This is a genomic window from Neobacillus niacini, from assembly GCF_036961885.1.
GTDB classification, from domain to species: Bacteria; Bacillota; Bacilli; order Bacillales; family Cytobacillaceae; genus Neobacillus; species Neobacillus niacini_H.
Window position 1 is genome coordinate 1 of sequence record NZ_JBALNQ010000018.1, and the last position, 12,413, is coordinate 12,413.

The 12,413-nt window shown below is 37.1% G+C and carries 16 protein-coding genes and 1 pseudogene; 5 read left to right on the forward strand and 12 right to left on the reverse strand.

Annotated features, from left to right (window positions below; all coding sequences use genetic code 11):
- Positions 1-329 precede the first annotated feature (329 nt).
- Together V7124_RS08790 and V7124_RS08795 are read left to right on the forward strand one after the other, a co-directional pair.
- Positions 330-629, forward strand: coding sequence for a hypothetical protein (locus V7124_RS08790; protein ID WP_335488148.1), 300 nt, complete (start codon positions 330-332; stop codon positions 627-629).
- 653 nt (positions 630-1,282) lie between these two features.
- Complete coding sequence (locus V7124_RS08795; RefSeq protein WP_335488151.1) at positions 1,283-1,684, forward strand: YkvA family protein; 402 nt, start codon at positions 1,283-1,285, stop codon at positions 1,682-1,684.
- A gap of 159 nt (positions 1,685-1,843) precedes the next feature.
- Here the strand turns inward: V7124_RS08795 and V7124_RS08800 are convergent, their stop codons facing one another.
- Positions 1,844-2,203 (reverse strand): hypothetical protein, encoded by a 360-nt coding sequence (locus V7124_RS08800; protein ID WP_335488155.1) that lies wholly within the window; start codon positions 2,201-2,203, stop codon positions 1,844-1,846.
- Positions 2,204-2,453: 250 nt separating this feature from the next.
- On the opposite strand from V7124_RS08800, the gene V7124_RS08805 reads away from it, so the two are divergent.
- Together V7124_RS08805 and V7124_RS08810 are read left to right on the forward strand one after the other, a co-directional pair.
- Complete coding sequence (locus tag V7124_RS08805; protein ID WP_335488158.1) at positions 2,454-2,612, forward strand: hypothetical protein; 159 nt, start codon at positions 2,454-2,456, stop codon at positions 2,610-2,612.
- A gap of 47 nt (positions 2,613-2,659) precedes the next feature.
- Positions 2,660-2,962, forward strand: a complete 303-nt coding sequence (locus V7124_RS08810; RefSeq protein WP_335488161.1) for an EthD family reductase — start codon at positions 2,660-2,662, stop codon at positions 2,960-2,962.
- Between the two features lie 251 nt (positions 2,963-3,213).
- On the opposite strand, the gene V7124_RS08815 is transcribed toward V7124_RS08810, so the two are convergent.
- The 11 genes and pseudogenes from V7124_RS08815 to V7124_RS08865 all read right to left on the reverse strand — a co-directional run bounded on the left by V7124_RS08815 (position 3,214) and on the right by V7124_RS08865 (position 11,702).
- A complete protein-coding gene (locus V7124_RS08815) occupies positions 3,214-4,077 on the reverse strand; it encodes a DUF2628 domain-containing protein (RefSeq protein ID WP_335488163.1) in 864 nt (287 codons plus the stop codon).
- A gap of 290 nt (positions 4,078-4,367) precedes the next feature.
- Positions 4,368-4,673 (reverse strand): hypothetical protein, encoded by a 306-nt coding sequence (locus V7124_RS08820; protein WP_335488166.1) that lies wholly within the window; start codon positions 4,671-4,673, stop codon positions 4,368-4,370.
- A 101-nt stretch (positions 4,674-4,774) separates the two neighbouring features.
- A pseudogene (locus V7124_RS26320) lies at positions 4,775-5,145 on the reverse strand (peptidase dimerization domain-containing protein); the annotation flags it as partial.
- Positions 5,146-5,194: 49 nt separating this feature from the next.
- The gene (locus tag V7124_RS08830; protein WP_335488171.1) at positions 5,195-5,779 is read right to left on the reverse strand and encodes a hypothetical protein; all 585 of its coding nucleotides are present in this window, start codon (positions 5,777-5,779) and stop codon (positions 5,195-5,197) included.
- A complete protein-coding gene (locus V7124_RS08835; RefSeq protein ID WP_335488175.1) occupies positions 5,760-6,545 on the reverse strand; it encodes a hypothetical protein in 786 nt (261 codons plus the stop codon). The genes V7124_RS08830 and V7124_RS08835 overlap by 20 nt, the downstream gene beginning before the upstream one ends.
- A 45-nt stretch (positions 6,546-6,590) precedes the next feature.
- Entirely contained in the window at positions 6,591-6,977 is a 387-nt protein-coding gene (locus V7124_RS08840; RefSeq protein ID WP_335488178.1) for a DUF6979 family protein, read from the reverse strand.
- Positions 6,978-7,127: 150 nt separating this feature from the next.
- Positions 7,128-7,340: a hypothetical protein gene (locus tag V7124_RS08845; protein ID WP_335488181.1), complete on the reverse strand. Its 213-nt coding sequence runs from the start codon at positions 7,338-7,340 to the stop codon at positions 7,128-7,130.
- Between the two features lie 241 nt (positions 7,341-7,581).
- Complete coding sequence (locus V7124_RS08850) at positions 7,582-8,682, reverse strand: GerAB/ArcD/ProY family transporter (RefSeq protein ID WP_335488184.1); 1,101 nt, start codon at positions 8,680-8,682, stop codon at positions 7,582-7,584.
- 31 nt (positions 8,683-8,713) lie between these two features.
- Positions 8,714-8,935: a hypothetical protein gene (locus V7124_RS08855; protein WP_335417626.1), complete on the reverse strand. Its 222-nt coding sequence runs from the start codon at positions 8,933-8,935 to the stop codon at positions 8,714-8,716.
- Positions 8,932-10,125 carry a Ger(x)C family spore germination protein gene (locus V7124_RS08860; RefSeq protein ID WP_335488189.1) on the reverse strand — a complete coding sequence of 398 codons (1,194 nt, stop codon included), beginning with the start codon at positions 10,123-10,125 and terminating at the stop codon, positions 8,932-8,934. The genes V7124_RS08855 and V7124_RS08860 overlap by 4 nt, the downstream gene beginning before the upstream one ends.
- Complete coding sequence (locus V7124_RS08865; RefSeq protein ID WP_335488192.1) at positions 10,125-11,702, reverse strand: spore germination protein; 1,578 nt, start codon at positions 11,700-11,702, stop codon at positions 10,125-10,127. The genes V7124_RS08860 and V7124_RS08865 overlap by 1 nt, the downstream gene beginning before the upstream one ends.
- A 299-nt stretch (positions 11,703-12,001) precedes the next feature.
- Here V7124_RS08865 and V7124_RS08870 point away from each other — a divergent pair, with 299 nt between their 5' ends.
- Positions 12,002-12,304, forward strand: a complete 303-nt coding sequence (locus V7124_RS08870) for an EthD family reductase (RefSeq protein WP_335488196.1) — start codon at positions 12,002-12,004, stop codon at positions 12,302-12,304.
- Positions 12,305-12,413 lie beyond the last annotated feature (109 nt).

The window sequence follows — 12,413 nt, forward strand, 5'->3', positions numbered from 1 at the left end:
CTTTATTAAACTATCCTGCTTCTTTAGTTGAAGAAACAAAAAGCTGCAAATGGCAGGTACATACTTAAATCACCTGATTCAACGCACCAAGTAATCTTATAATATCTTCGTTTTCAAACTTTAAAATTGACCAATCTTGGCTATGATAATCCAATTTTAAATCAGATTGTTAAATTAGCCGTTACAGCTTTTCCACCTCTGAATACCTTATTTCATAAGTACGATTCCAATGAAAAAGTAAGATACAAAATTACTACTCTATCCTTCTAGAAAAAATAGTTAGGTTTAATTGGAAAATGTATTTAAAAATTTAAGGAGTTGAACAATAAATGGGTGTAAAACTTATTCAAATCGGTCTGTCAGGTGCTCAAGTGGATTGTCAACCATTTACGCTTCAGGGTTTTTTAACAGTAAACGGAGTTGGAGTTCCAGGAATTCCAATCACTCTCACTATAACGGCTCCGGCAACAGTTTCTCCAACTTTAGTAACGACAGGTGCAGGTGGTACTTTTAGCGCTACAGTAACTACTCCAGTACCTGGACAACCTGTAACCATTACTGCTACCTCAACTGCAGTGCCTGGACTTCCCTCCGTATCCGAGAGTGCAACTTTTACTTGCACACTATAACAACAAAAAGAGAACTATACAGCCTCTTTTGCGCAGTCCGCTGAGAAAGTCCTTTCTCAGCGGTAATTTTTTGCTATTTTATCCTATTACGCGCGAAAAGGTATCAGGAGGGATTGACTATGATTGGTAAATTTATTTATCACCGAAATCATCAAGTCACTACTTCTATAGAGGAACTTGTACCTAAAACAACTTTTTTAGAACGGTTGAGGAAACGATTATTTTTGTTTTATTGAAGAAGAAATCGCCCCATATTACTGCGCCTTTTTTCACCACTCCTTCTTAAACTAACCTGCCCATTAGTTTAAGTAAATCCCTTCACAAAGTCTTCTATAAATGAAGAGCTTTGCTGCGTAGTAATGGTCTACTACGTAATACAAGAGTTAACCTAAAATCAGTCCCGTTTGCGCAAGGCTGGTCTTTTTTAATCAAATATTTTAACATTCTTGATCCTCCAAACTATAGGTTTATTCCTCCTATTACCTATAAGATTGCGGTGGTAAACGTCTTGTCATTCCTTGGTACACTTCATGTCATTTAGTGGTAAATACAATGTAAGAAGTGGTACATGGTTGGTTGAACAGTGAATATCCGAAAATGATTCAGTTCTTTCCTAATCTCCTTTATAATCATTACTAAAATGGGTGAGTTACATGGAACAACAAAACACTTTGACAAAATTAAAAAACTACGCAAGAAAACTAAAACAAAACTTATTCGTCCTTTATTTATCTTACAAAGATAATCGAATTCCTTGGTATGCTAAATTGGTCGCTATTTGTGTGGTTGCGTATGCTTTTAGTCCAATCGATTTAATACCTGACTTCATTCCTGTATTAGGTTATCTCGATGACCTCATTATTGTTCCGCTGGGCATTTTGCTTGCTCTGAAATTAATACCTGCTTATATTATTGAAGAAAACAAAGAAAAGGCTGAAGAAATCAGGAAAAATGGTAAACCAAAAAATTGGTTTGTTGCCGTGTTATTCATTCTGATTTGGCTTTTACTTGCGTTATGGATTGGTAAATTATTATACGGTATCGTTCAATCATGATACAAAGAACATTTGGGGGTATGCTTTTTTGCATACCCCCTACCTATTGCCCTTGAATTAAAGTACCATATTTCACAATCTGGTTTACTTAAAAAGAGCCGTATAATCGACTCAATAGGTTAAATTAACTTTATTTTGCAAACCATTATTTTTATTTCTTTATCGATTAATAACCGTACACCTCATTGCACCTTTGCGGATTAACTCCTCTGCTCTTGTTAAAGAAATTCTAACAAGGACAGCTTCGTCTTGATTGTTTTCCACGTCGAAAACCAAAAATGCTTGACCATCTTCAATTAAAACACAATTGAATTCTGCATTGTTACGTGGAATACGCTCTGCGATTCTACAACGTTGGACACCCGCTCTTATTAATGTTCTAAACTCCCGCTCAGAAATTCGGATAAAAATAATTTCTTCTAAGTCTATATCTTCCACTTCAATTTCTACCAGAAGAAAGAACCGATTTCTAATTCTTACTACACAATTTGCTCCAATCGAAACAACATCATTATTCATCACTTTCCACCTCCCTTTTGATTACATTAAATTCAAAAGGAAGGAAAATGCTTGGACAAACATACAATATTTTTAAGATAAATTTCCACTAGTGTTGCACTAATTTAATTCCACTATTAAAAATACCCAAAATGTTCAATATTATTTTAGGCAAAGAAAAAGTCCTTTATTATGTATAAGTCTGTGCTTTACTAATTTTTGATAAATAATGGGGTGAATAGATGAAAGTATTAAATAAATGTTGTAACTGATGCTAGCGGCTGGATTGGAGAGAACTCGTTCTCCAACTATTGGAAAAATCGCTAGAGTTGCAGCAGTCATCAACCAATTATTAAATATTAAGTTCAGTCCAAGTGAACCGTCCCCTCGGTCATCAGATCCACCCATCAGTGTTACGAGAAAGGAATAAATTGATTTCTAAGTAATATATTTTACCTATAGAAGGAGTGATTTGATATGGCAAAAATGCTGATTATGTATGAGGAACCAAACGATAAGGAAAAATTTGACGAGCATTATTTTAATGTGCATGTTCCACTTGGCAGGAATATCCCAAATATCATTAAAGATTCTGTGCATCGAGTAGTTGGCTCGCAAAATACTCACTTAAACTTATACATTATTACGATTTTAGAATTTGAAAATATGGAGAAGCTACAAGAAGCATTTGCAAGCCCAGAAGCAAAACTAGCTGAAGAAGATGGACAGAACTTTTTTCAGTACTTAGAAAAGCCACCGATTATTTCGATTATTGAATAGCAAAATATAACGACGCTTCCTTTGCCTTCGATATCATATGGTTCGTATTGAATTTTGCGTTCATTAAAAAAATGCATCGAGAGAAGAGGCTCCTTCCCCGGTAAACAAACTCTTTCCTCTACCGGGGGGTTCTGGAATCACAATTATTTTTTCCACTTATCTATCCCAGTGCATTTTCGGATATCTTATTCAAACTGTATCAACCAACTTAAGAAACACACCCACCAAATCCCCTAATCGTTAAAACAAGATTAGTTGGTTATGCTTTCACTTTCTGGTGTATTAAAAACAACGTCCAACAAGGAATAAATCTCATCCTCAGATATCTGTTCACCATCAACAAAGGCTGAATGAATTTCAAACGAATCGTCGGTCAGAATAAAGTCAATGGTAACTTCCACATCAAACCCGTCTTGATCAGCAATTCCGGTAAAGCGGATGATATCGAATGGGCTATCTGCCGTTACATATTCCCATTCAGGTTCAAAGAAGAAATGATCAAATCCCTCACCAATGGTAGTGGTAGGATATTCATAGAATGATCCATCTTTAACGTATGCTACTTGGTCGATGTTGGTAGGAAGAAGATAGGCTGTGGCGAATCCATAAATAAACATAATGGCGAGTGTAAAAAACACCCCTGCTAACCAACTCGTTCCACCTTTTCTTTTTAACCATGTCCTCTTCTGTTCTGGGTTAAATGGCTGCAAGTTTGCTTTTTCGATATTCCGATCCGTGTGCTTTAAATAATAGTAATTACCAAACAAACTAACAAAAAGAGATAATGGAATTAATAGCAAATTTTCGACAGTATCAAAATAATAGGTCTCCTCAGTGAATTGATATTGTATAACATAGAGGAATAAATCCAATAGGAAATACATAAAAGCAATAACCAACACTGGAATATACATTTTTCTGTAGCCAAACCAAAACGGTCCCAAAAAGAAAGCTGCCCAGTTCCAACTTATCTTTGATTTTTTATTTTCAAGTTGGTTCCACTTATTTATGTAATAGTCATAGTTTTTTCCTACAAAAACTTCCTCAAGCTCAGATTCTAATGGTATGTTACTAGCGCTTTGTACATTAAACTCAATCTGGGGCGATACAGACACATTAGCATTTTCGTGTGAAACCGATTTTCCACATTTTGAACAGAAGGCATCTTGTTCCTCTAATTGAAATCCACAGTACCGGCAATACATCTTTATCACTACTCTCAATGAAATGATCGGATTATGTAGTCTACTTATCTTTTATTATATTGATCTAATAGTTCTTGAACCTGTCTCCTCTCCTCATCTGTAAACAACTCATTTGGCAGAGAAAATAGTGTAACAGGGACCATCCAATTTTTGATGGTGCCTGTCACACTTTGATTCTAAATAAAAAAGGCAGCAGAATCTCAAAAACTCATATACCCGAGCATTTCAGCAAAGGGTAAAATAGAAAGGCAGAAAAATAGCAAAAATAGACTTAGGCCAATCAAAAATGACCTTTTATTCATGCGGTGTTTGTTGAATAAAATAACGATAATCCAAATTGGAAACGTTATGACTATATTTAGCACACTGATCCAAACAGTGATCCCAACAAAGTAGATATTGATATCATGTTCGCTCCGCCCTCCGTTAACAATAAAATGGAGGGCCATCATCACAATGAGAAACAATAGCAGGATTAAATGATAAGCAAGCCAGGTTTTTTTCATGATTACCTCATCATAATAATTATTTAATTACCTCTTACCTTACATACTAATTTAACGTATTAATAGGAATAATTTCACCTTTGATGATTTTAAATCCTGACCACTTTTACCATGCATCCTTTTGGTGCATGTTCTTCTAAATGCTTTTTGATTAAGCCCTGTATTTTTTCTGGATTTTGATTATTGACTAGACGGCAGGTGATTTTCGCATGTGAATCGTTCGGAATGACTGTTTTTGTACCTTCCCCCTGAAATCCCCCGCCGAACATGCCTGAATGCAAATCCGTATTCGCCGGTTTAAGGGAACCTCGAGAGCACACAGACTTCTTAACGAATATGTAATCGCAGGGACTCCTCTATCCCACAAATCAGTATCGGATATGACCACCACATCACAGGCTAGTTTTTCTTTATTTTCGGATAAAAACTGTGCAAGATGAGGACTGCCGATTTCTTCTTCTCCTTCAATGCAAACTCCTAATTATAGGTGTTGGGAGTTCCCTACTAATAACCAAATTTATTTATCTTGGCAACAGGTCTAATCCCTGAAATACCTTTGTTCTGATTGTTTCAGGATCGGTAATTTCCAATAATGGAATATCTCTTGAAACTGCTTTTTGTATTCCCCAATATCGTTTTTGTGCTTTTTCTAATGGCTCGCTTGTCCAAAGACCATTATTTTCATTGATGTTAAACAGATTTTCGTACCTAAATGGACCGTAGAATACCCAATGATCTGAAATGGATGGTACTTTTGACCATATTGAATAATCATAGGTGTATCTTGTTAGTGAGATCGTCGGATAGTCATTGGCCTCTAAATCAACCTCCACTCCAAATAAGGAGCCAGATTTCAATCCTAATTCTCCTGGAACATCAGGATCTGCTTCCAATTGATACAATTTTATAAAATTGGTTGGTAACCACCCAGATGGATCAGTATCTGATTTCCAACGTAAAAATCTCGGTGTAAGGGAGATAAATCCTTCCTCTTCACCAATTCGATCTAACTCTACAAACAAGCTATCTAAGTTTTTATATGTATCTATTAATACATTTACAGCCGTGTTAATATTTTCCCCAAGATTATTGGTTACTAAAGACATAGTAATCCTCCTTGTATATGTTTTGGTTAGGCCAATTAAGAGTATGTAAATTTTTAGTGATTGCATGAAAATAATAGAAATCACTTTTTGCCACCGTTTTAGAAATAATATCTTTTGAGATTCCCTTGTATCTCAAAAATCCTTTTTTAAGTAATAAATCTTGCAAATCGTTAATGATCATTTGTTGACCTTGATCCAAAGAAATAGAATCGATTTCCCTTAGTGAATCGAGAACGTCCTCCCAGCATAAAAATCCTAGAAACACACCAGGAGCAATAACAGAACGTGTTTGTAATGAAAGCATTACTTCCCGCATCATTTTAAATGGAGCTAAAAAGATTAAATATGGTGTTTTATCATTAGAGATATCCTTCAACATCCTCGAATAACGTGCTAACTGATTACAGCTTTCCTCATACTCCAAACCAGCTTCTGTGTTTTCATCATCTGAGGAAATGCCACTTAAATATTTTATCTCTATCCCAATGTTGATCGTAGAAAATGGTATAAGTAAATCAATTTCTCCTTCTTCATGGCGCTTCCAAAACTGCATGCCTGTCATATAACCTTTTTCTAAATGTATACGATTCATCCATTCTTGAGAAATCAGTTTTTCCTTAAATCTTACCGGTAGAAGAATTGGTTTCATCCCTATTTCAAAGGGAAGGTAACGCAAAGTACCAAAAAAGTCACCTGTTAATTTATCTTCAGACCGTTCTAAGTTATTGCTTTCAGCAGATATTTTATTATGCAATTCTGCGATCAATTTAACCACCTCCACAATCGAAAAATTTCTTAATCTACATATCTTCTATACTAGTAAGTTACTATTCCAAAGGGTAACCACAATATCCATCTGGGAATTGTGTACCTTAACTTCTCCCTCAACCACTTTGTACCAAAGTTGGCTCACATCTTCGACCAATGATGGATCTTTCTTAAGTAGCGCTACTGCCTTAATCCCATATTCTTTATTTTTTGTAGACTTCAGATGATTATTACCTGGAGCTACTCCTTTTATGTATCCCTCTTCACATAACCCTAGAAATGTACTTCTTGGGCAACCTTTTAACTGACTGGATGTCCCCTTGCCGAAGATTTCAGTCGTTGCTAGATTCCATGCATCCCGTGGTGTTACCAAAGGATTAGTGCTTACTAGTGATGCTGCATCGACAGCTGCTTGTCCATATTTCCCCATTGAAACTTCCACCTTTAGTTTATTTTTAATATTTCTTTAATTTCTATCTCTATTTCTTCTTCCTGCATAGGTAAAACGTGTTTGTAGACAATTTCAATTTTATTAGCATTCTTTTCGTGCTTTATAGACTGATTAAATTTCTTGATTTAATTAAACTAATGGATCTTGTTTTGGTTCATCTGTTAGGTTAAAGTCTTTTTCCATTATAGTAAGTACTTTTCCATAGGCTTCGTACTGACCTATTAAGTATCTTCTATTATAATGCCCCACTTCTCTTTTGACCTTCTCTTTTGTATGATTTTGGAATATTTTAATTAAATGATATAAATTTTCTATTTTCTCTTTTTTATAGGTTTGTGCCATAGATTTCTCCTTCCGTCTGCACTATTTAATAAAAAATTACTAACCATTAGAAACCAATTCCAGACCTCCAAAAATACCTGTACTACTTATAAGTATCGAAAGATAGACTTTATTCCTAAAACTTTTTAACTATTAGTTTTCATTCGACATCGTTTGATTTATTCCTTTAAAAGTTATTCATTTATTTGGAATAAACCAGTCGCAGTAATCAAATACTTCCCCATCTCCCCCCGCATAATACTTACTGCAAGAATGATTTTGGTTTCTTCCACCGCATGACCGCAACACATAGGAGTAAAATGGGAATGATCAGCTGAACCGTTAGGAAATAAAAAGGCACTGTTGTACCCATTCCTCGAATCATGTCTTCAAATGAAGGGATTGTCCAGACCGAAAAGAGAATAATTAAAAAACCAATTGGTAAAACAAATGGTTGATAACTTGGCAATTTCAGCCATTGTGAAGTACCAAGAACGAGCATATAAAAAAAGGCGGACAGCTGAATGAAGCCGCCAAGAACCCACACCGCAATAATGATCGACTCAATATGTTCAAAAAAAGACCCGATACTAACAAATCTTGCCGCCTCAAACACTGGAAATTGTAGATTGATCAGTATGTCCCCAAATAAAAAAAGATTTCCAAGGTTCATAAAGACCATCGTCAAAACGCTCGCGATGACTGAAAACATTCCCCATTTCATCACCTTTTGTTGATTCGTTACTAACGGCAGCAGAAAAGACATCAATGAAAATTGACTTAACCAGGCGTGTGGTGCCAGCGACCCTTTAATGGAGGGCATTGCCCCATCTGACATAATCGGCAGCATATTTTTCACATTCAAATCAGGAATAAGAAAGATATAAATCAGTACATAGGATACTAAAACAATTGGCAAAAAAAGCACAGCGCAGCGTCCAATCGTTTGTATGCCCCCATGGACAGCAATGGCGCAAGATATGGCTATACTTCCGGTCACAAAAAGTATAGGTGTTTTATGCAAAAAAGCACCTTCGACAAACTCACCATACTCTCTAAAAGCGATGGCGGTATCATGTAATAGAAAAAATAGGTAAAGAAACGCGATGATCTTTCCAATGGTCCGACCAAGTATAAGCTCACAATATTCAATTAGTGTTTTACCTGGAAAAAACCTAGAGAGTATGACCATGATAACGACGATGAGGAAGCCGCTCAAAGAGCCCCATATCGGAGAAAGCCACAGATCACGTTTTGCATGCTGTACTGTGACATAGGGAATGTAAAGAATGGCTGTTCCTGCAACTGTTGCATACATAATGAGGGCAAGCTCCAAACCAGAAATTCTACCTTTTTCAATCATGTTTGTTCCTTCCTTTACAACAGGAGTTTCTTTACCAAAAAGGCTTAAATGACTTATAGAGGAAATCAACCAATTGTCCAGGTCCCGGCATTTCCGGAAAAATCACAAGTAAAACAGCCAGAACCCAATTCATCACCATGATTGAAAAAAAGGCCATCTTTACCCTTTTTCCACTTTTCTTCAAACCCGGCCGTTGAATCAAAAAAATAAACAAAAGTATAACCGTTAACCCCAAAATCCCAACAACCTTCATTGCTCGGCACCTCGTTTGGGTTTTCCATCTGCTAGACCGGTTCTTTTAATATTTACCTTTGTTTCAAAAGAAACGTCTACCTCAGGAAAAATTTCATTCCACTGTTTTCTCTTCTGTTTCCATATTTGTGGATATTTTTTCTCAAATTCATCCGCAAAGCCGAAAATATCAGCTTTTAACTTTCTCTGGACTTCCGTAAAAGCAAACTTTTCCCTTTGTTCAATTTCATTCTTAACCTTTTGCTCTGTTTTTTTTTTAATATTTGGATCGAATAAGTTGTGTTTTGTCGTATTTTGAATGACTTCTAGTTCTGCGTTCGATTTAACGTGCATGCTCCATTTGCCATTTTTAATGGAAGGGATCAATTCATTCTGGCTCCTTAACAGATTTAAGGAGATGTAGCCTTTTTCATCTTTAAATGAAATGGTAATCACACCGGATTTAATCTCATTTCTTGGCCAAAGAATTCCCCTCGTTTCTTTATCACTTAATCTTCCTATCATTTTTCCATTTTTAATAATCGCTGCTCCGTTAATGGTGGGAATGGCCTTTTTTTTATCCATTTGTGATTGGGGTAGGTTTTCCACCCATGGCAGTACAGCTGCATTGGATTCACCGGATAGCATTTGCAATAAATCCTTCACCGTTACTTTTACCCCAATATGTGTTTTGACTATTTTTCGAAGTTGTTTTGAGGCGTCTTTTTCCAATTCCGGCATGGCCTTCAAAACAGTCTTTGCCTTTCCTTTCGAAACAAATACATCGGCACGTATTCGAGGTTCCGAGTGCCGCATCCAAAAATCAATTTGTTCGCTAATTCCTTTCTTGGCTAATTCATCTCCAATAAGGAGCACTTCATTTTGCCCCCAAAAAATCTTCCTGGTGAGTGCTTCCTGAAGCCGGGCCATCGCATCTGCCACCGTTTCTCCCTCAGCTGATCTCACAAAGGATTGGCCGCTGCTTCCTCCACCCGACATCCCAGATCCTTGTCCACCTTGCTGGGCTTGTGGAATAAAGATAAGGACTGAGAGTTCGATATTATTTTTTTTTCCTTTATCCATACCTGCCGCTAGAATAAAAGCTAAGTCATTTATTTCGGTTCGATCCCAACATCCTGTAAGGAACATCGAGGATAGGCAAACCAGAAGGAATAAAGTGAAAGTCCTCTTTATAGCTGGTATCCAACACATCAACTTCCACCATTACCTTTCTCTTGACTGGGCATTTGATCCTCTGCTTCACGTCTTAGGTTACTAGGATCATTTGAAAAAAAATCAGGGCGTGTTCTCATGGCCCACCACGGAGCACGAATCAAGACATCCTTTAAATTACCAAGCTTTAGTACTGCTGCCGAATTGAGATAGGGAACTCCAAAGGATTTAAGCGTACATAGATGCGCAACAATGGTGGTAATTCCAAGCATAACGCCCAAAAGTCCCATCATTCCGGATAAAATCATGATCGGAAATCGGAGTAGTCGAATCGGGATGCCAGCCGCATATCTTGGCACTAGAAACGAGGCGATACCCGTAATGGCGACCACCATAACCATCGGTGATGAAACCAAACCCGCTGCCGTCGCAGCTTGACCGATCACGAGTGCACCGACAATACTAACCGCAGCACCAACTTGTTTTGGCAATCTCACACCAGCTTCACGAAGAGCCTCAAAAGTGATTTCCATCATAAACGCCTCAACCAAAGCGGGAAAGGGGATTTGTTCACGACTTTGGGCGATTGTTAAAAGCAGTGAGTTTGGAAGCATTTCTTGATGAAATGTTAAGATCGCCACATACGCTGATGGTGCAAGCAACGCGATAAAAAAGAATATATAGCGCAGCCAGCGGATCAATGTGCTGACGTAAAATGGATTATAGTAATCCTCAGGTGCCTGTAATAAACTTGTAAACGTACAGGGAGCAATAAGGCTAAAAGGGGTGCCGTCAATCAAAATAATCACACGGCCTTCTAATAGAGAGGCTGCGGCGACATCCGGACGTTCTGTGTTTAACAACTGCGGAAAAGGAGAAAATGGGCTGTCTTGGATCATTTCCTCAATATATCCGCTTTCTAAAATACCATCAATTTTTATTCGCTTTAGTCGATGCGTAACTTCATCAACTAAAGTGTTATCGGCTAACCCTTCGATATACGCCACGATAACTTGCGTTTCGGTGTAGCCGCCAATAGTTATTTGTTTCATTTTTAATAATGGATGACGAATTTTCCTGCGTAATAGAGAGGTGTTAACTCGTAATGTTTCAACAAAGCCTTCCCTGGGACCGCGAATGACGGATTCTGCGTCAGGTTCCTTAATACTGCGTTTTTCCCACTTCGGCAGGCCCACCGAAATTCCTTTTGTTTGTTTTTCAATTAAAATAATTGGGTTGCCCATGGAAATCTGTTTGAAAATATCAGGTATCGTGTAGATTTCTTTGATATCTGAAACCGATATTTCCTTTTTCGCTCTTTCAAATATAGGACTCTCTTTCGGGCTTTTTAGCTGGATAAGCGGCATTAGCACATGCGTTTCGACTTCTTCGGTATTAGACAGGCCATCTATGTAAAGAAGAACAGCATTGATCTCGCTGCCAATACTAAAATCACGAAATACCACGTCTGAACAATCTTTATAAGCAGATTTCAATATGTCAATATTTTGATTTAATCTTGGATTTAGAGGAATTTCCGGAAATGAATTCATCGATTCATTTAATTGTATATTTGGAGTATCCTCCCCTTTTTTCCTAAATCCCATATATTTCATCACTGGACCCCTTGATATGTGTTACGTATATTCTTTGTAAATTCTGTAAAAATAATGCTACTCTTTTCAAAGTAATTAGGACCTTATAGAAATTGGAGACCATGGCGACGGTTCTTTAAAGGGGACAATCGGAAGTTTTGCGCGTGAAAAGGCCCGACTAGCGGATAGGAGCTAGTCGGGCTTTTTATAAGTCAAGTGAACTGACCCCTCGGTCCTCAGATCCACCCCTCCGTGTTACTGAAAGAGGAATAAATTGATTTCTATGTAATATATTTTTCCTATAGAAGGAGTGATTCGATATGGCAAAAATGGTGATTATGTATGAGGAACCAAACGATAAGGAAAAATTTGACGAGCATTATTTTAATGTGCATGTTCCACTTGGCAGGAATATCCCAAATATTATCAAAGATTCTGTGCATCGAGTAGTTGGCTTGCAAAATACTCACTTAAACTTATACCTTATTACGATTTTAGAATTTGAAAATATGGAGAAGCTACAAGAAGCATTTGCAAGTCCAGAAGCAAAACTAGCAGAAGCAGATGGGCCAAACCTTTTTCAATACTTAGAAAAGCCACCGATTATTACGATTATCGACTAGCAAAATATTACGACACTTCCTTTCCATTCGAAACCATATGGAACCCTATATAAACGATTAACAAAGAGTATAATGGATCAATTTCCTAAAAAACCACTCACAAACATTG